This window comes from Kitasatospora nipponensis, assembly GCF_039528135.1.
GTDB classification, from domain to species: Bacteria; Actinomycetota; Actinomycetes; order Streptomycetales; family Streptomycetaceae; genus Kitasatospora; species Kitasatospora nipponensis.
Window position 1 is genome coordinate 120,417 of sequence record NZ_BAAALF010000001.1, and the last position, 19,282, is coordinate 139,698.

The window sequence follows — 19,282 nt, forward strand, 5'->3', positions numbered from 1 at the left end:
GCCGCTGCCTGGCCGGGAGGCCCGTCGCCCGGAGGGGGTCACCGGACGTCGGGGGAGACCTGTCGCCTGGAGAGGGCCAGCGTGCGTCGTTCCCGGTTGATTTCGATGACGACGACCGAGAGAGCCTCGCCGACCTGGACGACCTCTTCCGGGGCTTCCACGGGCTTCGTGGTGAGCTCTCGAAGATGGATCAGTCCCTCGACCCCGTCGGCGACCTGGACGAAGGCGCCGAACGGAACCAACCTGGTGACCCGTCCACGAAGGGTTTGGCCCACCGCAATGCCGGCCGCGACGGCCTGGAAGGGGTCAGGCTGCCTCGCCCTCAAGGACAGCCTGGCCTCGCCGTTCCACGTGTCGAACTGGAGGAACTCACAGGAGACCCGCTGCCCGATCCGAACGACGTCCGAGGCTGCTTCGAAGCGGCGCCAGGAGAGTTCGGGGATCGTGATGAACCCGACGCCGGGGAAGACCGGGTGGTCGGGGCCGTCGTCCATTGCCACGAACACGCCGAACCGCTCGATCGCCGCGACCGTCCCGGAAAGGATCCCGCCGCGACGAAGTGAGGCCAGGAACGCCCAGAGTTCGGGGTTCTCGGTGGCAGCCATCGACATGCGGGCCCGGCCCTCCTCCTGATCGACGGCGACCACCTCGGCGGTGATCCGCTGCCCGGCCTGCACAACGGCAGAAGGACGCTGACGCCAGGACACGTCCAAGTGGCCGACCGTCCCCAGCGGGCGCGCGGGGAAGCCGTCCAGGGTCACGGCCACTCCGTGAGGTCGAGTGACCTCTGTCGCGGTCCCGTGGCAGAGGTCACCGACGTTGAGTGTTGCCAGAAAGTCCCGGGAAGCCTGATCGTCCGACGCTCCGCCCATGCCGTCCAGCCTCTCATGAGCAGCAGTTCGCCGGCCCGGCAGTCTGGTCACGCTACGAGCCCCAAGAAAAGGCGTTGGCGGTTGATCACCGAGCCGGGATACTTCCGGTCTTAAGGGGTGGGGGGATGGATGGCCGTGTTCGCGTGTGCGGGGTGCGGTGCCGTGCTGACCGCCGAAGTGTCGCGGATCGCGCTTCCCGTCCACGCCCGCCAGAGGCTTGGACATGAACTGCTCCCTGCGCTGATGGAACCGGGGACGTACGCCGTCGACCCGGAGCCCGCTGGACCGCCATGGCGGCGGTGGAGTGAGATCGGGGCGGAGGAAGCCGACGCCCGTGGCGTGTTCGCGCCGGTTCCCGCCCTGTCCTTCGGTGCGTCGGGAGCGATCGTTCTCGCGCCGGGCGACACCCGCGGCACCGTTCTGATCCCGGAGCGGTGCGACGGCGGCTGCATGGGGCTGGACGGGAGGGAAGGCCCGAACCTGGCGTGCGCGCAATGCGGGCAGGCAGTGGCGACCCGCATCGACGACTGCTCGTACTGGCAGACGGTGCGGCTCGCCCCGGACGCCGTGTACCGCCTTTCCGCTGACGGCCCCACTCACCGGAGGGTCACCTGGGAGACGCTGGCGGAGGAATACCAGGGCACGCCGCCGATCGAGCCGCCCGGTCACTGGAGCCCGCAGTGGGAGGCGGCCGTCGGCTCGTCGCTGGCCCACCTGTTGGTGGCATCGGCCGGTACGCCCCTGGCCGTGCCTGAGGGTCTCGTGGCGGACACGTTCGGCCGCGCGCTCGACGCGCTGCTCCCTCAGGGGCGGCCGGCGAAGAGACTGGCGTTGGCCGGACCAGGCCTGCCTGCCCCCGACCCCGCCTCCGACATCGCCCTGGTTCCACAACATCCGCGGACGGGGAGGGCGTGGCAGCCGTCCGGCACCGCGGTTGCCGTGCCCTTGGCCGCCGGAGTGTGGATGCATCTGGCCTTCCACAACGAACGGTCGCTGGTGCCCGTGACGGGCGGAACGCCCGAGGATGTCCTGCGCGACGATCCGCTGCCGCTGCATCCATGGCGGCTGTTCCGGCCCGACTCGGGAGTGTTCCTCCACTCGCTGGCACGACTGCCCGCTGTCCGTCAGGAGTGGCTACGCGGGATCTACGACCAGGTGACGACCCAGCCATACGCTCGCCCCTTCTAGGCGGCCCAACACTGGTAGGAGTCGTTGCTCGACTGGTTCCGAATGGATCCTGCGATGTCCTATGCGCGTGACGCACCGTCACCGACAGAGCGTTCCTGAGAGGGACGTGGCGTCGGCCAATCCCGCCCATTGGGTCCAGTCCGTGGCGGGACTGGCCGATCGCACGGGAGGATGCCGACCATGACGATGAATGAGGGCCGCGTCTGCGGCTGCCGGTGCGGTGGCATCCCCGCCCGTGGGAAGTTCCTGCCAGGCCACGACTCGAAGATCGTGCCACAGCTTGAAGCGGACCACGGAAGCCTGATCGCGTTCTGGGCCTGGTATGAAGAAGCGATGACCGGCGCGCCGCCCAAGCCGCGAAGAGTCTGACGACGCCTGGTGGCCTCAAGCTCGGCGGCGATGACATGGTGTGCGGCGTCCGGGGGTCCTACCCGAACAGCCGGGAAGGATGCGGGCCCCGTGGAACCTTGGCCGATGTCCTGCCCCGGCGCGGGGCGGGGAACAGCGGGGGACCGACTCCCGGCGGCCGAGCGTGTCCCGTAGCCGGGTGCGGAAGGCCCGGCGCGTAGGGGGAGTCCTGCGCCAGGCCCTTTCGGCCCTGCCAGGTCGGTTCAGAGCTTGCTCAGCGCCGCCTTGATGAGGTCCGCCGTGCGGCGCGGCTGGGCCATGAAGGCCGCGTGGGAGCCGTCGACCTCCTCAGTGGTCGCGCCCATCCGCTCGGCCATGAAGCGCTGGGCCTGAGGGGAGAGGGCGTTGTCGTGCCGGGCGATCTGGTACCAGGACGGGACGGTCTTCCAACCGGCCCCGGTGGCTTCCTCAGCGAACGCCGCCGCCGCGATCGGCCGTTGGGCGAGGCTCATGGCCAGGGCCAGCTCGGCGGGAAGGTCGGCGCAGAGCGACTCGTGGAAGGCATCCGCGTCGACGTACAGGTCCGGGCCGCCTGCGGCGCCGTGCGCCTCGTAGGAGGTCGGCCGTACGGTCTCGGCCAGCATCGAGGGTGGGAAGGGGGCACCGAGGCCGGCGCAGCTCTCGCCCTCGTCGGGGCCGAACGCGGCGAGGTAGACCAGACCCGCCACGTTGTCGAGGCCGGCGGAGGCCTGCGTGATCACGGCACCGCCGTAGGAGTGCCCCACCAGCAGGACGGGGCTGTGGATGGCACCGACGACCGCGCGGACCACGGCCGCGTCACCGGCCAGACCCCGCAGGGGGTTCGGCGGCGCGACGACCCGGTGCCCGACGGCCGTCAGCTCGCGGATCACGCCCGCGAACCCGGAGGCGTCGGCAAAGGCTCCGTGCACCAGGACGACCACGGGCGCGCTCGACTCGGTCGGCGCGGTCGGCTGGACGGTTTCGGACATGGGGTGGACTCCTTGGTTCGGTAGCCGTAGATCGCTACTGGTGTGACTGGTGTGGTCGAGGAGACGGCGCAGCCGCCGCGGGAAGCGATGGTCGCCGGCGAGCCTTCCTGCCGCGCGGGGGTAAGCCCCGCGCCCGGCCGCCTGACGGCTCGCCAGGGCGCCTTCCGTGGGGAGGGCGTCGCGCAGGAGGCGGTCACCGGCGACCAGTGACCGTCACTGCGGAGGTTGAGAACACCCCGGCAGGCTTCGGGCGGAGACGGCGCGGCGCGGTCTCACCAGGGAATCGGCCCGTCCTCGGTCAGGAAGGCGCCCGTCGGGCCGTCCTCGCCCGCGGTCGCCAGGTCGACCGCGACGGCCGCGCCCTCCTCCGCCGTGCGTATCCCGGTGTGGCGGTTGAGGTCGGTCGCGCAGTAGCCGGGACTCACCGCGTTGACCAGGATCCCCTCGGCACGCAGTTCGTTGGCGTAGAGCACGGTGATCGCGTTCAGCGCGCTCTTCGAGCTGCAGTAGGGGAGGAGGATCGAGGTGTAGGCGGACCACGGGCTGCCCGGGTCGGCCATGTGGGCGAGGGAGCCGAGTTCGCTGGACATGTTGACGATGCGTGCGGCGCCGGAGCGGCGGAGCAGGGGGAGCATGGCGTGGGTCACCGCGACGACGCCGAAGACGTTGGTCTCGTAGACCTGCCGGACGGTGGCGGCGGAGACTTCACTCGGTGCTTGCTGTCCGGCGGCGATCCCGGCGTTGTTGACGAGGATGTCGAGGCGGCCGAACGTGGCGTCAATGTGCTTGGCGGCGGCCTGGACGGAGGTCTCGTCGGTGACGTCCAGCGGTACGAACCGTACGTCGCCGCCGTCGGCGCGGAGCTCCTCGGCCGCCGCCTCTCCCCGCTCGGCGTCGCGGGCGCCGATCAGCACGGTGATGCCCAGGGCTGCGAGCCTGCGCGCCGTTTCCTTGCCGATGCCCTTGTTCGCCCCGGTGATCAGAGCAGTCTTCTGTGGAGTCGTCATGGCCCCAGCCTCCCCTCGCCCGCGGGCGGAGGGGAAAGACCGGAAGACTCTGGATCTATAGTCCACGGATATGAGTGAGCTAGAGGTGCGGGAGCTGAGGTACTTCATCGCGGTCGCCGAGGAACTGAACTTCAGCCGGGCCGCGCAACGCCTGGGGATGGCGCAGCCCCCGCTGTCGAAGGCGATCGCTCAGATGGAGTCCCGGGTCGGCGTACGCCTGCTGGAGCGCACCACTCGGCAGGTGAGGCTGACCACCGCCGGTCAGGTGCTGCTCGACCAGGCCCGGATCGCGGTCGAGGCGGTGCACGCGGCGGCCCGGCGAGCACGCCGGGCCGGTCAGCCGACACCCAGGCTCGTCGTGGCGGTCAAGCCGGAAGGCGATGCCGGGCTGCTGCGCGAGGTCCTCGCCGCCTACCGGGGAACGGGTTCGCATCTGCCGCCGCCCGAAGTCGTCGTCGCCGGCAGCGGAGAGCCGATCGCCATGCTGCGGGACGGCCGTGCCGATGTGGCGCTGCTGCGCAGCCCGTTCGACGGTCGAGGGCTGGATTCCCAGACGCTCGTGGTCGAGCCGCGACTGGCCGTTCTCCCCGCCGGGCATCCCCTGGCCGGACGCCGGCGACTGCGGCCGGCCGACCTCAAGGGCGAACCGTTCCCGCGCTGGAAGGGGGCCGCCCCCTCCAACACCGCCTACTACACAGGATGCGACGGAGTGGAAGCGGGCGACGCCCCCGCCGGCTCGGCGCCGGCCGACACTCCTGAAGGGCCGCTCGTGGCCAGCGTCGAGCAACTCCTGGAGGTGGTCGCGCTGGGCCAGGCGGTGGCCTTCCTGTCACTCTCGACCACCAAGCGGCACCAGCGCCCGGACATCGCATACCGGCCGGTCACCGGCCTCAGCCCCAGCGCGGTCATGGTCGCCTGGCCGGAGACCTCGCGATCCGCAGCCGTCGCCGCCTTCGTCCAGGCCGCCCACGACGTCGCCGCCCACCACCCCGACCACATGACCGCACCGGCCTACTGACCGGGGGCACTCACCCCTCGCCGCCCGGGGAGAGCCTGCCCGCGGCAGCGCGGCAGGCTGCGGCAGCGGTCACCGCGCGGATGCTCCGCGGCGGCGGGATCGCAGGTACCCGCCGCCTGCGACAACGGCGAGCAGCACGATGCCGCCCACCGCCGCCGGCTGCCAGGACGTCGGCGAGGCCGCCGCAGCGGGCGCGGCGACCGGGTGGGCAGACCCCGACTCGCCTTGCCCCTGGTCCTGGCCCTGGCCCTGTGCCTGCTCCTGTCCCTTCTCCTGTCCCTGGGTCAGCCCGTAGCCGCCGGCGAGGCCCTTGCGGTCGTACGCGGAGCCCGGGAGCTTGTCGCCGTACCGGCCGTTGACCAGCTTCTGGTAGGCGGCGAGCGTCACGCTCGTCCTTCCGCCGAGGCCGGTGGTCGCCTCCTGGTTGAGCGGCTCCACGGTGCCGTTCCCGGTGAGTCGGTACCAGGCGTGGATCTGCGGTTCTGTGAAGGTGTGGTCCGTCGCGGTGCCGCGCTCGGCGAGGCTGAGGTCGGAGTCGCCGTCGCGGATGCCGGCCAGCTGCCAGCTGTGGTCCTGGCTGTGGGGGGCGAGCAGCACGGCGGCCTGGTGCCCGTCGGCGGCGGTCACCCGGGAGGCGAGGTACGACAGTTGGAGCGCGTTCTGTGCAGTGGCCGCGGTCTTGCCCGTGACGAAGTCCAGGGTCAGTTCGTAGAGCGGGACCGGGTTCTTGTTCAGGTCGAACCGCGGTGCCGAGGTGGCGTTCGGCACGCTGCGCGGAGCGCCGGCTGTCCCTCCGTCGGCGCCTGCGGCCGGGGCGGCCGCGCGCGGCGCCGAGGTGAGGAACCGGGAGACGGTGTCGTGCACCTGGGCGGAGTCGAGGACCTGCTGGGCAGCTCCGTAGTCGGGGATGTCGCTCCCGCTGTTGCCGCCGTCGGCGAACGCCGGGCCGGCGGCCAGCAGGACGGCCATCAGCGGGGCGGCCAGGGCGGCCGGGACGGCCGGCCGCGCGAGGGTGCGGGGCAGGTGTGTGGTCTGCATGGTCGGTCGCCTCCTCAGGCGTGGATGCCGATGCGGGAGTGGGTCCACTGGAACTGGTTGTTGGACGCGTAGGTGGAGTAGTTCCACCAGGTGTACGTCTGGGTGGTGGGCCACGGGTCGCCGACCGCGATCATGTTGCTGGTGCTGTCGTAGCCGTAGATGACGTTCATGTGGCCGCCGCCGGTCGACCAGCCGATGCGCACGGCGAACGGCCGTCCGCCTGCGATCTCGTTGCTGGTCTCGCCGAACGAGGCGCTGCGGGAGAGGTCGTAGCCGCTGTTGCGGAAGCCCATCTTGGCCAGGCCGTTGGCCATGTCGTCCAGAGTGGCCGGCTGGTCGTTGCAGTCGAGCCAGCTGCCCTGGGCGGCGAGGTGGCAGAAGTCGTACTGGCTGTACTGGTTGTAGCCCCAGTAGTTGGCGAGGGTCAACCCGGAGGCGTCCCAGCACCACTCGTCCTGTACCTGCTTCTGCATGGTGACGCCAAGGGCGGTCCAACTGGTCGGGCGGACCGACGTGCAGGTCGGCAGGTTGGTGGTGTTCTCCTGGATGAAGGCGTCCGCTATGTAGTAAGTCCCGGACCAGATCCACCGGTTGTCGTTCTCGACCGTGTCGCCGGTGGTACGGCAGACCATCGGGATCCGGTCGCCGACCGCCGAGGTACCGGTGATCCGGGAGGAGACGGAGGGCAGGCTGCGCTGGTTGACGGTGCTGTAGTTGCCCTGACCGGCGATCACGGTACCGGTGGGCTGACCGGCCTGGGCGAACGCGCCGATGGCCAGCATCAGTGCGCCCGACAGCAGGGCGACGACGGCGGCTATCAGCGTTTTCTTGCGCCGGGAGGCGCGGTGGCGGTGTCGGTGCATGGTGTTCCTTGGGTCGAGGAGGGTTGTGTCCGCTCGCCGTGGGCCGGCGTCGGTGTCGACGGCGGCAGCGGCGGCGCGGGTCCACCGGGTGGGCGGGTGGTGGTCCCGCGTCCCGGTAGGTGGTGCGGCGAGCTCAGCGCCGGGGACCGAGGGCCGGCAGTCCGCGCCACGGCGAACTGCCGTGGATCGCGGACTGCCGCCGCCGGCCTTCGACCTCGGTGCTGTGCCCTAGTGCCGTATGGGATCCCTGTGCCGCAGGCAAGTTGACGGATTGCCGGACTGACGTGTCGTCGGCATCGCGTCGATGGTCGACGTGCTGCGCGGCCGGGACAGCAGGCCGATTCGGTCGTTCGGTCGCTCCCCGGACGCTGCCCGCCGGGACCGCAGGGCGGGCAGCCTCGTGATCGGCCGGCGAGTCACTCCGTTGTGACCGGGCAAGCCGCACCTCATTCCTGTCGGAGATGGAAGTGCCGGGAAGCTTGCCAGAGTGGAGATCGGCCGTGGAGTGCCCGGTTCTACGCGCGAAGATGTCGCTGTTTCAACAAAGAAAGCCCAGTGGACATGATGGATCGTCAGTGCTGTCGCAGCTCAAGCCAGTTGTCGGACGCGGTGAGCGGTGGTCCGGTCTGCCCGGCACCCTGCTCTGCATACGTCTATATCAAACCGTTATGCATGACGCGGCACTATTGGAATCGCAGTCAAATAGTGCAATTGCGCAGAGTGTGTGCAATATTACTGGGCGTCGGTCGTCGTCGGCGATCACCGCTTCGGTCACAGGCTCCAGTCGTGAGCTCTGCCGGTGTCGATGAACCATCCGGTCACGTCATGAGCCTGATCGTCGATCAGCGTGCGCCTCGCGTCGACTCGCGCTGGATTGCCGCTACGCCGTTCGGGCCGTGCTCGGCCGGCCGCCCGGCAGGGGGGTATCAGCCGGGCCGAGCCGTCCGGGCGGCCTCCTGGTCGGTCAACCGGCCGCGCGGGCAGCGCGGTTCCTCGGGCGGTCGACCTGGTGGCCGTCGATGAAGAGATCGACCCGCTCGTTGTAGAAGGCGACCAGTCCGGCGATGGGCAGGAGGGCGGCGGTGGGGAAGTCGTAGCACCAGGCGAGGTCGGGGTGGAGCCGCTCGCCGATCCGGGCGCTCCAGTAGCCACTGGTCGTTCCCTTGTACGGACACGCGGTAACGGTGTCGGTGGGGATCAGTCGCCGGAAGTCGACATCGGTGCGGTTGAGGTAGTAGCGGGTCGGCAGGCCGGTCTCGAAGACCATGACCGGCGACGAGGACTCGGCCAGCAGCACGCCGTCGCGCTCGATGCGGACCCGGCGGGTCGAGCGCAGTGCGTCGACTCGCACGTACGGGCTGCGCGGGTGGACGAAGACCTGCTCGTCCTCCTCGAACCAGGCGTCGAGGGCGCCCCACTCGAAGCACACCGTTGCGCTGAGCCCGGCGATCGGTGACTCGCGCACCACGGTCGCGGCGCCCGGCCGCTCGATGTCGCCCACCCGCAACCCGTGCAGGTGGACCCTGCCCCGGGGCCCGTCCTGCGGGCCGCTCCCGTCCGCCACCAGCAGGTCGCCGCGGATGTCGTCCAGCGGGATGTAGTACCGCGGGTAGTAGGGCACCTCCCAGACGTAGCGGGCTCGCGTCGTGTCCAGGACGGTCTCTCCCGCCAGCACGGCACGGATCCGCCGTGGCACCGGCTCGACGTGGTTGACCTGCACGTTCACTGCGGGAAAGGCCTGACGCTCCGAGTACTCGCTCACCGCACGCTCCCTCGCTGGGACACCCGACGCCACCTCTCCAGCGTAGGGCGCCGTAGCCGGCGTCGGGCTCCGAAGGTCATCGCCGCAGGTGACAGCGGTAGGGCGATCTCGGCCGGCACCATGTCCGCGTGATCGTCTCGCTGCTGTCCAAGGTGGCCCGCACGTTGCCGTCCGTCCCGGGAGTGCTGCTGCGCCGCGACACCGCGAAGGATGCCGAGCTGCTCGTACTCCGGCAGGAGTACGCGGTGCCGCGCCGCCAGTTCGCCGGCCCGGCGCGCTACGAGCCGGCGGACCGACTCCGGCCGGCGGCGCTGTCAGGGCTGATATCCCGTCACCGGTGGCGTGACGTCCTCCCGGTAGGGCCCGGCAGGCTGTGGCCCGGCACCGTGGGTTCAAGGTCCGACCGAGGTTCCCTGCGGCGCCCGAACGCCAGGCCCCGCTGGACGAGGCAGTCGGCCTGGAATTGGCCCACAACGCAAAGGAGCGGATCGCGACTGTTGAGTCGCGATCCGCATCCATGTACGTATCGAAGTGTCCGAGGCCGGACACAGACCGTGAGCCGACGCCGATCCGGGGTGTTGGGGGAGCTGGATCTGGGGGCACTCTGATGATCGCCGCGGCCCGGGCCTGATCAGCTTGCAACGGGGCCCCTTTCGTCATCAGTTCGAGGGAAGGTGCTGGGTCTGGTTGGGGTGTGCACTGGGGCTTCGTGTAATGGCCTCGCGCGAGCGGGAGCAGTTATTGAGGACGGCACGCCAGATGGTGTACGGGGACCATCCCCGCGTGGGCGGGGAGCAGACTGCGTGACCAGCGGTTTTGTCAGGGCGGATGGCAGGATTGAGCTACTTGTTGGGAAGCCGGCAATTCAGGCAATTCACTCTCTTGTGGATCAGATGCCGCAGTCAGCGTTGCCCGAAGCGGCGCTTCGCGGCCTTGCTCCAGCCCGGCTTCGGGTTGGTGGCCGTCGTGATCGGGGGTGCGGCCGGGCGGTGAATGAGGGTCAGGCCTTCGTGGTCGATGGGTTCCCAGGCGTGGTCGTGGGTGCTGAAGGTGAAGCCCTGTTCGGTGTTGGTGCTGTGGACGAGCAGGGCGCGGCCCTGACCTGCGTAGATCCGGACCTCGTTCCAGAGCAGGTCCCGGATTCGCGCTGAGGGCGTGCCGATGAAGACGCCGGCGGAGATCTCCAGGAGCCAGCGGGTGAGGAAGCCCCGGAGGCCGGCTGGGCAGTTGGTCAGAACGATGACGGTCACCAGGACTCCCCGGTGTTTTGTGCGTCCCAGTTGGTGCCGGTCGGCAGGTTGACGTCGTGGTCGGACTGAAGGGTCATCCGGTCTGCTTCCCAGCCGAGTTCGGTACCCGTATCAGCACCGATGCTCGGTTGGGCGGTGTGCGGTAGGACGAGGTTCTTGATGTCGTCGACGATGCGGTCGAGCAACCCAAGGCTGTGGATGCGGTCGCGGAGCGCTCGCCGGGTTGCCGGGCCGACATCCTCGGGCGAGGTGGCGGCGGTGTCGAAGGCAACCGGGATTCCGATCTCGATCTTGTACAGGTCTGCGATGTCCAGGACGAAGGACAGCTCGTGCCCGGAATGGATGAAGCCGAGGGCCGGGGAGCAGCCCAGGGCTGTGACGACGGCGTGGCTGATGCCGTACATCACCTGCGCTGCGGCGGTGATGGCTTGGTTGACGGGGTCGCCGGAGCTGAAGTCGCCCGGTTTGTAGTGGCGACCCTGCCAGGAGATGCCGGTTCGTTTGGCGTTGGCCTGGTAGCAGTCCTTGACTCGGCGGCCTTCGCGGCCGAGGAGTTCGCGGCGCGTCAGGCCATCTACGTCTTCGCCAGGAAATCGGAGCCGGTACATGGACCGTGCGACCTCCAGCCGGGTGCGGCGGTTGGCCCAGCAGGAGGCCTGGCCCTCGGCGAGCGTGGCCGAGCGGGTCAGGGCGCGGCCGCCGGCGTAGTAGCGCACGCCGTTCTCGCCCACCGAGACGACTCCGGCTCCGGTCTCGCCGAGGATGCTCATCGCCTGGTGGGTGATGCGGGTGCCCGGGCCGAGGAGGAGTGTTCCGATGGTGGCCGAAGGGATGTGTGTCGTGCCCGAGGCGCTCTCGGCGGTGATCGCGTTGGCGTCGCGGTGGACGATGCAGCGCTCCAGGTAGACGAAGGAGAGCCGGTCGCCCACGCGAGCCAGCTGCACCGGGGTGCTCGCAGGCCTGTGGCCGGAGCTCATCGAACGCCTCCTGCGGATAACAAGTCAGCTGGCATGGTGTCAGGTGGCCAGCGGCGCGAGGGTCATCAGTCCGCAGCCGTAGGCCTTGGCTTTACCCAAGCCCTCGGTCAGGATCTTGCGCAGCGCGTCGGAGTCCGTGACTTCGAGCCGGCCGTCGTAGGTGACGGTCTTGATTGTGACTGGCGCCTTGGAGCCGGTCTTGCGGAACTCCAGTGACCGCTGGTCGCGGACGACGAGCTGATGGAGGTCTCCGTGTTCGGTGTGCCGACGATCCTGGGGCTTCTCCTGGATCCGGAACCCCCCGATCTCCTGGCGCCCCAGCAGCCAGTCGATCTGGTGCCTGGTGGTGACGTGCGCGGTGCGCTTGGTCGGTTGCCCGTCACGCACTCGGACGCTGTGCACGGGGTTGGCGGTCAGGCGGAAGTTCCAGATGTCCCCCTTGCCTAGGCGGTCCAGGAACGGCGCATAGCCGTACGTCCGCCAGCCAGGTGTGCCAGTGGCTGCGGCGGCGGGCCAGCCGGCCTGCTCGACCAGGTGCGTCAGGTCCGGGCGGCCGGCGCTCACCACGTACAGCTGCAGTTCGGCGTTGCCATTGCGATCCAGGCGCCACAGCACACGCGGCTGGTCGGCGGCGCTGGGCAGCAGGTCGGGGAACGAGGACATGACGGCGGCATGGAGTGCCTGTGGGGAGGCGATCAGCTTTCGAGCGCCGGGGCGGGCCGCGTTGAGACGGAAGCGGGTGAGGTGCATCAGGCGAGGTCCAGGAGGCTGGTCGGGTCGTGCGCCGGTACGGTCTGGCGGGTGCGGGCCCGAGGGTTGGGAACGGTCACGGTGGAGGTGTGCACGCTGCGCAGCCCGTACCGACGGTGCCGGGGATCGAAGCTGATCGGTTGGTCGCGGAGCGTGGCGTTGGGGGTGCTGCCAGATGCCGGCTCCTCGGTCAGCACGGTCAGTTCCACGTCCGCCTCGCGCTCGCGACGGCGCTGGTACCAGTCGGCGGCCCGCCACGGCTCGGCGCGCAGTACGCCGACGAGATCGTTGCCGGGGTGGACGGCGAGTTCGACGGGTCGGGCCGGCGGGCAGGAGCGTCGGCCCAGGTAGGGCAGGTAGGTGGGGCGGCGCAGCGCCTCGTACAGGTTGCTGACCACCGTCTCGCCACCTGCGACGGCTGCGACGAAGACCGCGTCGGACAGGTAGAAGCGCTCCGAGAGCGGCATCGGCTTGCCGGTGTCCAGGTCCCGTGCGGTCTGGAAGTCCCTTACTCGGTTGCCGGGTTGGTCGATCCGCACGCCGAAGTGCAGGGTCGCGAGTTCGGCGAGTTCCCTGTCGGCGTCCCGGGCCAGTCCGACGGCGGCGGCGAGCAGGCCCAGTACGCCGCTCTTGGTCGGCGCGTTCTCGGTCGTTCGGCGGGCGAAGCGGGCGGAAGCGCCCCAGGCCTGCAGTGGGCCGGCCAGCTGCAGCGTCAGGACGCTCATCCGCGCTGCTCCAGGCGCTCGGCGACGGCCGCACCGACCAGCGCGGTGAGCTGCTTCATGCTGGGTACCTCGGTGCCGAGATCGGCGAGCTTGTGAGTGGCAGGTCCGACGCGCAGGACCCAGCTGTCCGTGTCCTCCTCGCCGTAGGCACGCTCGATCTCCGGTACGTAGTCTGCGAGGCGGGCGCACGCCGGCTCCAGATGGCCACCGAACTCATCTGCAGTGATGGGCCGTTCGAAGGCGGAGACGAAACTGATGGGTCGGTTGGAACGGAGCTTGACGAGCACGAGGTCCGGGAGAGTGTGGTTGCCGAAGGTGTTGATCTTCCCGGTGGGCAGGGAGGAGACGAAGCCGTCGAGGAACACCTCGACCGCTCGACGCACGGGGGTGGCCGGGGAGGCGTCCTCGGCCAGGCCCTTGCCGAGGTTGTCCTCAAGGCGGTCGACGTCGAGGGCGGCGTACCGGTACAGCGTCGCGGAGTTGAAGTCGATGGTCCCGATCATGCCGGCCCCGGTCTCGTCCGCGGTGTTCCGGTCGTCCACAGCGGTGTAGTAGTCCGACTCGCTCTCCACGCGGTGGACGCTCAGCGCGTGGGCCACTTGGGCGGCGGCGTCGACGTTGATGTCGGCAGCATTGGCGACCATGCGTCCGAACAGGGCGATGTCCACCGAATGCTGAGTGTTGGCGATCTGCTTCGCCCGGTCCTTGTGCTCCTTGTCCTTGAGGAACGCCTTGATATCGGCGGCACCTTCGATCGCCAGGTCGGCCAGAGCGTCGAACTGGCGGTTGCTCAGGAACATCAGATAGGAGGCCTGCGGTGTGGCGTCGGCGGTGCCGCCGTCCTCCCCGGTCGCCTTAGTGTTCTTGCGCTTGGGTGCCTCGATCTTCGCGCCGGTGGCGGCTTGCAGGACCTCGACGGCCAGCGCCAGGGCCGGGGCTCCGCTCAGGTCCGCTCGCTTGGCAGTGATCCGCTGTGCCAGCAGTTCGGCTACCTGCTTGGTGCGCACGCCGAGTTCGCTCGGGTCTAGCACCGTGGCGAAGTGCTCGCGAGTGGCGCGCTTCCAGGCCTGGCTGGAGACACGGGCACGGGTGACACCGCCGTACACGGCGGTCTTCGGCGCGCCGGTGTCGTCCCGGTTGATGTTGCTCGGCGGCACGTTCTGGAGAGCGTGGATCTCGACGATGGTGCGGTTGGCCATGGCGTGTCCTCGAGTGGGAGCGGTAGGAGAGGCGTACAAGGGGTGGTGCCGGTGATTCAGGAGGTGGTCGGGCCGTCAGCCGGTGGACTCGTCTCGGCGTCTCGCCGGAAGGCGTGGAACGAACGGCCCCAGGCGCGGCGTACGCCGTCTGCCCGGCCAGGGAACTGCCACCAGTAGAGCTGGTCGGCGAGGACGGCGTAGTCGAGGCCGATGCCGTCGCGTCGTAGGAGGGTGACGAGTTCGCGCAGGCGAACCGACAGCAGAGTGAGCGTGGGGGCGGTGCCGGTGCGGACGAAGCGCTTGAGGATCGCCCCGTCGATCTCGCCCGCCCGCATCAGTTGACGCACGGCTGCGCCCAGTTCCTGGCTGCGCCGGTGCATCGGGTTGCCCTGTGACTGCTGGTGCACGGCCCACAGGGTCATCGCGGTGTACAGGGCGTTCTCTGCTCGGGTCTGGTGGAGATCGGGCTGCTCGTACAGCGGGTCGACGTCGAGCAGTCCCCACAGGTCCGGTACGGCGCTGGCGTCCCGGCCGGCGCCGCGGCGCAGCCGTGCGAGCGCGGCCACGGCATCCGAACGCTGGCCGAGGTAGCCACGCTGCAGCCGGGAGATCTCGGTGCCGGCGGTGGTGCCGACCGCGGTGAGCGTGGTGCGCTCACCGGCCGGGGGAGGGGCGAGGGTCATGCCTGGGCCTTTCTGTCGGCTGATACGGGGGCGGAGTTGCCGGAGTCTGCTTCGGTAGCGGTTCGACGGGCGTGCGGCAGGGATTCGTTCAGCCGCGTGCGGAAACGGAGCTCGGCCGAGGCGGTGTTGACCCATCGCTCGGAGCCGTCCTTGAACTTCACCATCCGGCCGGTCCAGGCCAGCTCCCCGGCGGCTGCCAACAGCTGCTCTGCCAGGCGGGCCGTCTCCCGGCGTGCGGTGCGCTGCCATGCCGCGGTGAGCTCCTGCGGATCGTCGCCGGGTGCGATGGCCGCCAACCAGGTGCGGTAATGGCCGTCCAGCTCGCCGTACGCGCGGTCGCGGGCCTGGTCCCGGGCGATTTCGGCCACCGTCTTGTCGTCGCCCTGGACCCGACGTTTGTCGTTGGCGGCCCCTGCTACCACCAGATCGTGTGCGAGGGCGCCTAGGACCTCCACCGCCGCTTCGGCGTGTGCGACGGCGTCCACCGCACAGGTGCCCAGTCGGCGGTCGGATTCGTCCAGAAGCACGACGTCCATCGCGACCTCGTCGGAGACGATCTCGTCGACCACGGACTGCTGGGTGCCGTAGACGGTGCCGTAGGTGCGCAGCCGCACCAGCTTGCCGTCCGGCAGCAGGCCGTCGTTCTCCAGTCGTCCCAACCAGTGGACCAGCATTGGTTGCAGGAAGTCGGCCGGCTCGCGGCCGGCGGTTGCTGCCGTGCGGTCGTTCGCACCCAGCAGTGCGGCAAGGCCGCGCCAGGCGGCGCGCTCGGGGTCGTGTTCGCGTGGCATGTAGATCAGCTGCTCGCCGTGCTTCTTCTCCTGAGCTCGGCTGCGGCGCCAACCGGTCATGGGTTCGACCTGCTGCCTGTTCCGTGGGGTGAGTGGGTCGCCGTAGGTCAGAAGGGCCCCGAACACGCCATCGGCGTCGGCCTGCAGGCGCACGCGCCGCGATTGCCAGGTGTACAGGTCACGGAGGCCGGTGGGGCGGTGGGCGAGGTCGCCTGTTCCTGGACCGTCCGGGGGTCGTCGCCAGGCCGGAACGTCTGAGTGCTGCGGACTCTCGGGTGCGACCAGGTTGAGCAACAGCGATTCGTGCAGACTCGCACCCTCGATGCTCACCCCACCCAGGTTCCCGGCCCAGGACGGGCCCTGAGGATAGGCCCGGCCGCCTGTGGCGCGCGGGTCGCCCAGGACGCCCGTCTTGATGCCCGAGGTGTCGAAGGCGTGTGCGTGGACGAGCCAGCGGGCGGCTTCGGCGAACGACAGCCGGGTGACACCCGGGAAGCGGGTAGTGAAGAACGGATCACCGTTCGGCACGTCCGCGACCAGCCGGTTCAGCGGGAACAGCCCGTCCTTGCCGGTGGTCAGGCCTGGAACCTGGAAGAAGGGAGTGCACGGGTGGCACAGATCGAATCGATGCCGGTGTTGCTCGAGATAGTCGGAAACCCCGGCGAACGGATCGCTGGAATGCCACAACTCCGCCCACTCGTCGCTGTCCTGCGGGCCGTTCAGTACGTCGTGCAGGATGGCGAGGAGCAGCCTCAGCAGCGCGAAGTCCTGCGTGGGGACATCTCCGGACAGCCGGCGGATCGTGTTCGCCTCTTCGAAGACCTCGCGCAGCGACAGTTCGCGCTCGCCGCCATCCAGTAACTGAACCGGAAGCCAGGGACGTTCTGTCAGGTCGAAGGGCGGCGGGCCACTCGGCCCGGTTCTCTTGTGATCATGCGTCACGTTGTACCTCCAGACCGTCGTCGCGGCTGTACGTCAGGACGAACCCTGCCAACCGCGCGCGACCGTCAGTGTCGAACGGAAGAATCAATTCACCTGCGAGCCAGTGGCTTTCCTTGGACTGCCAGGCCGGGGGACAGCGCCTCTCCAGTTCGCTGATGACCTGGTCGATGATGCGTGGCTGCGACAGGTGCAGCGGCAGGCGCAGCGCACTTGCCGCAGCAGCGCGGGCTGCCCGGCCCTGGGGTACCGCGTCCAGCGGGAGTGGGAGCCCACCGCGCCCATCCGCCAGCCAGGGGAAGGTCTGCAGGGAGCCGTCGGCCAGCTGCTGCACGGCGATCACCTCGAGGCTCTCCTGGCTGTCGCGGACCTGGGCTCGGCCCACGCGGGTGTCGTCGGCGTCGCCCACCCCCGCAGACAGCCAGCCGGTCAGCGGTCGTCCCGCGCGGGCCGTCGCCGCGATCCGGAAGACCTCGGCCCGCTGCTCCTTGCCGGCCAGCTCCTTCTCGTGCTGTCGGCACGCCTCGTCCATCGCTTCCGTCCACTGCGCCGGACCCACCGCAGCCTTACCGTAGGCCTGCTGGACGAGCGGGCTGATGTCCTGCGGCAACCGAAGGCCGGTGCCCGACAGATGTGGCTGGAGCACGGCGGACGAGCGGAGCAGGGCGTACAGCCCGTACACCGTGCGCGAGCCGGGCACCGGAGCCGGGACCGGCTCGCGCCAGTCCACCCCGGTCACCAGGCAGCGGGCGACGCGGAGCCTGTTCGGGCGAGTCCTGTCGTGGCGGTGCAGCCGTCCCATGCGCTGCAGCAGCAGATCGATCGGGGCGAGGTCGGTGACCAGCAGGTCGAAATCGACGTCCAGTGACTGCTCGGCCACCTGGCTGGCCACCACGATGTGCCGATCAGGCCGGTCCGCTCGGCACGCCTTCGCTGGCCCGAACCTCGCCAGCAGGTCCTCGTCCTTCACCGCGCGGTCGGTATCCACGAATCGCGCGTGTGCCACGGTCACCGCGTCGGCGCCGAAGCGTTTCCGGAGTGCCTCGGCGGTCTCCAGTACCCGATTGACAGTGTTGCGGACCACCAGCACGCACCCGCCGTCGGCCAGCTCACTCTCCAGCCGGCCGGTCAGCAGGTCGAGGTCGTCGGAGAGCGCCTCGACCTGCACTTCGGCAGCTCGCCCCGACGCAGCCGGTCGATCCTGCACCGGTATCTGCCCTGGTGCTGCTGCCGTGAGCAGCGGGTAGGCCTCGGCGGCGGCCAGGGCAGCGTACGCCGGTTCCTGCGCCGAGGCTCCGGCGTAGGCCGCTGCCAGCTCCGCCCGGCGTCCGGCGGGCAGCGTTGCTGACAGCACGACCACTGGAACCCGGTACGCCCCCAACCATTCCAGGACCCGGTCGAGGTAGCGGTTCATGAAGGCGTCGTAGGCGTGTGCCTCGTCGATCACCACCACCTTGCCCGCCAACGCCAGGTGGCGCAGGGCCAGGTGGCGGCTCTTGAGGCCGGCGAACAGGAGTTGGTCGACGGTGCCCGCGACGAAGGAGGAGAGCATCCCCTTCTTCCGGCCGCTCAGCCACTGGTGCGCAACCAGCTCAGCGGGCGCCGAACGCAGTTCCCGGCCCGGCTGCGGTAGCTCCGCTGCCCCGTCCAGGTCGACGGAGCGCAGGCGGCCGTGTCCGCGACCGGTCCGCAACCGGTCGAAGTCCTTGTTCAGGGCCGCCTTGGAGTGCGCGAGCAGGACCGACAACTGCTGCCCGGCCGGCCCCGGCACCCGTGTCAACCAGTCCAGCAGCCGCGGGAACATCGCGTTACTGGTGGCCATGGTCGGCAGGGCGAAGAAGACTCCGCCGGCTCCACTACGTGCGGCGAGCACCTCTGCGGCGGCCAGCGCCGCCTCGGTCTTGCCCTCGCCCATCGGCGCCTCGATGATCAGCAACCCGGGCACGGGCATCGTGCGCGCGTTGTGTACCGCCGCCTCCTGTACCGGGCGCGGCTCGGCACCCTCCGGCAGGTCGAAGCGGGCAGCGAACAGCTCGGTAGTAATGGACGGCGGCGCGGCGGGCTGCCACGGGGCAGGCAGGTCCAGTTGTTCCCAGGCGGCCTGGGCCCGCTCTGCCTCGTCCGCCCCGCCCACGGGGGAGACGTAAGGGAACAGGGACCGATTGCTGGCGATCCAGTCCGCCACGATGACCAGCGCCGAAAGCAGTACCTGCACAGGCTGGGGGAGCTTCACCTGACGCCAGTCCGCGAGCCTCTCGGCCACGCCGGCGCGCTGAGCGCACAGCTCCAGCAGCTCCACCTGTACCGACCGCCAGAGTGCCTCGGCAGCCCCGGAGCCGTGCAGCAGCTCGGGCCTCCGCCTGAGCGCCGTGATCTGCGGATCCTCCGGCGGCACACCGTGGTGACCGCCCACCACGACGGCGAACTGCGCACCGGCCGGTCGAGGCCAGCCGTGCCGCTGCTCCAACCACTCCTGGAGTAGCAGCTGTCCGGCCAGTCCGTGCGGGGCGAGCTTCCGATCTGCCCGAAGGACCTGCGCCGGCGGCATCGCCAGCCCGGTCGCTCGCATCCGCTCGGCAAGTGCCTCAACCTGATAGGCGAAGGCCGGGGTCGCCTTGCCGATGTCGTGCGTGCGAGCCAACCAGACCGCCAGCCGCCGTGCGTCGGACTCACCCCGAGGCATCACCTCGGCAACCAGTCGACGCACCTGTGCGGGTACCCAGTTGTCCCACAGCAGACCTGCGACGGCTCCGCTGTCCGCCATGTGCTGCCACAGTGGCAGCCACCCGTCGTCGTCTGTGTCGTGCTTGGCCCAGACCGTTCGAGCGGCCTCGGACATCATCTGCGCGGGTTCCATGGATC

Annotated in this window: 17 protein-coding genes; 3 read left to right on the forward strand and 14 right to left on the reverse strand. The window is 69.9% G+C overall.

The window, feature by feature from the left end:
• Positions 1–38: 38 nt before the first annotated feature.
• Positions 39–872: a S1 RNA-binding domain-containing protein gene (locus ABD323_RS00455; protein ID WP_344437599.1), complete on the reverse strand. Its 834-nt coding sequence runs from the start codon at positions 870–872 to the stop codon at positions 39–41.
• A 129-nt stretch (positions 873–1,001) separates the two neighbouring features.
• Here ABD323_RS00455 and ABD323_RS00460 point away from each other — a divergent pair, with 129 nt between their 5' ends.
• A complete protein-coding gene (locus tag ABD323_RS00460) occupies positions 1,002–2,060 on the forward strand; it encodes a hypothetical protein (protein WP_344437601.1) in 1,059 nt (352 codons plus the stop codon).
• A 180-nt stretch (positions 2,061–2,240) separates the two neighbouring features.
• Positions 2,241–2,429, forward strand: a complete 189-nt coding sequence (locus ABD323_RS00465) for a hypothetical protein (protein ID WP_344437604.1) — start codon at positions 2,241–2,243, stop codon at positions 2,427–2,429.
• Between the two features lie 242 nt (positions 2,430–2,671).
• Here ABD323_RS00465 and ABD323_RS00470 read toward each other — a convergent pair whose 3' ends face one another.
• On the reverse strand, positions 2,672–3,418 hold the full coding sequence (locus ABD323_RS00470) for an alpha/beta fold hydrolase (RefSeq protein ID WP_344437608.1): 747 nt from the start codon (positions 3,416–3,418) through the stop codon (positions 2,672–2,674).
• 272 nt (positions 3,419–3,690) lie between these two features.
• Positions 3,691–4,425 carry an SDR family oxidoreductase gene (locus ABD323_RS00475; protein WP_344437613.1) on the reverse strand — a complete coding sequence of 245 codons (735 nt, stop codon included), beginning with the start codon at positions 4,423–4,425 and terminating at the stop codon, positions 3,691–3,693.
• Between the two features lie 70 nt (positions 4,426–4,495).
• Between ABD323_RS00475 and ABD323_RS00480 the strand changes: the two genes are divergently transcribed.
• Complete coding sequence (locus tag ABD323_RS00480; RefSeq protein WP_344437616.1) at positions 4,496–5,443, forward strand: LysR family transcriptional regulator; 948 nt, start codon at positions 4,496–4,498, stop codon at positions 5,441–5,443.
• Positions 5,444–5,512: 69 nt separating this feature from the next.
• On the opposite strand, the gene ABD323_RS00485 is transcribed toward ABD323_RS00480, so the two are convergent.
• From ABD323_RS00485 to cas3, 11 genes are all read right to left on the reverse strand, one after another.
• The gene (locus tag ABD323_RS00485; protein ID WP_344437619.1) at positions 5,513–6,481 is read right to left on the reverse strand and encodes a hypothetical protein; all 969 of its coding nucleotides are present in this window, start codon (positions 6,479–6,481) and stop codon (positions 5,513–5,515) included.
• Positions 6,482–6,495: 14 nt separating this feature from the next.
• On the reverse strand, positions 6,496–7,344 hold the full coding sequence (locus tag ABD323_RS00490; protein WP_344437622.1) for a papain-like cysteine protease family protein: 849 nt from the start codon (positions 7,342–7,344) through the stop codon (positions 6,496–6,498).
• A 964-nt stretch (positions 7,345–8,308) separates the two neighbouring features.
• The gene (locus ABD323_RS00495; protein ID WP_344437625.1) at positions 8,309–9,106 is read right to left on the reverse strand and encodes a DUF427 domain-containing protein; all 798 of its coding nucleotides are present in this window, start codon (positions 9,104–9,106) and stop codon (positions 8,309–8,311) included.
• Between the two features lie 902 nt (positions 9,107–10,008).
• Positions 10,009–10,356, reverse strand: coding sequence for a type I-E CRISPR-associated endoribonuclease Cas2e (gene cas2e, locus ABD323_RS00500; protein WP_344437628.1), 348 nt, complete (start codon positions 10,354–10,356; stop codon positions 10,009–10,011).
• Positions 10,353–11,333 carry a type I-E CRISPR-associated endonuclease Cas1e gene (gene cas1e, locus ABD323_RS00505; protein ID WP_344437632.1) on the reverse strand — a complete coding sequence of 327 codons (981 nt, stop codon included), beginning with the start codon at positions 11,331–11,333 and terminating at the stop codon, positions 10,353–10,355. The genes cas2e and cas1e overlap by 4 nt, the downstream gene beginning before the upstream one ends.
• A 39-nt stretch (positions 11,334–11,372) precedes the next feature.
• The gene (gene cas6e / locus ABD323_RS00510) at positions 11,373–12,083 is read right to left on the reverse strand and encodes a type I-E CRISPR-associated protein Cas6/Cse3/CasE (RefSeq protein ID WP_344437635.1); all 711 of its coding nucleotides are present in this window, start codon (positions 12,081–12,083) and stop codon (positions 11,373–11,375) included.
• Positions 12,083–12,808 carry a type I-E CRISPR-associated protein Cas5/CasD gene (gene cas5e, locus ABD323_RS00515; protein ID WP_344437638.1) on the reverse strand — a complete coding sequence of 242 codons (726 nt, stop codon included), beginning with the start codon at positions 12,806–12,808 and terminating at the stop codon, positions 12,083–12,085. Before cas5e ends, cas6e begins: the two co-directional genes overlap by 1 nt.
• Positions 12,805–14,007, reverse strand: coding sequence for a type I-E CRISPR-associated protein Cas7/Cse4/CasC (gene cas7e, locus ABD323_RS00520; protein WP_344437640.1), 1,203 nt, complete (start codon positions 14,005–14,007; stop codon positions 12,805–12,807). Before cas7e ends, cas5e begins: the two co-directional genes overlap by 4 nt.
• A 56-nt stretch (positions 14,008–14,063) precedes the next feature.
• Positions 14,064–14,690, reverse strand: coding sequence for a type I-E CRISPR-associated protein Cse2/CasB (gene casB / locus ABD323_RS00525; RefSeq protein ID WP_344437642.1), 627 nt, complete (start codon positions 14,688–14,690; stop codon positions 14,064–14,066).
• Positions 14,687–16,423 carry a type I-E CRISPR-associated protein Cse1/CasA gene (gene casA, locus ABD323_RS00530; RefSeq protein ID WP_344437644.1) on the reverse strand — a complete coding sequence of 579 codons (1,737 nt, stop codon included), beginning with the start codon at positions 16,421–16,423 and terminating at the stop codon, positions 14,687–14,689. Before casA ends, casB begins: the two co-directional genes overlap by 4 nt.
• Positions 16,413–19,277 (reverse strand): CRISPR-associated helicase Cas3', encoded by a 2,865-nt coding sequence (gene cas3 / locus ABD323_RS00535; RefSeq protein WP_344437647.1) that lies wholly within the window; start codon positions 19,275–19,277, stop codon positions 16,413–16,415. The genes casA and cas3 overlap by 11 nt, the downstream gene beginning before the upstream one ends.
• Positions 19,278–19,282: the final 5 nt, after the last annotated feature.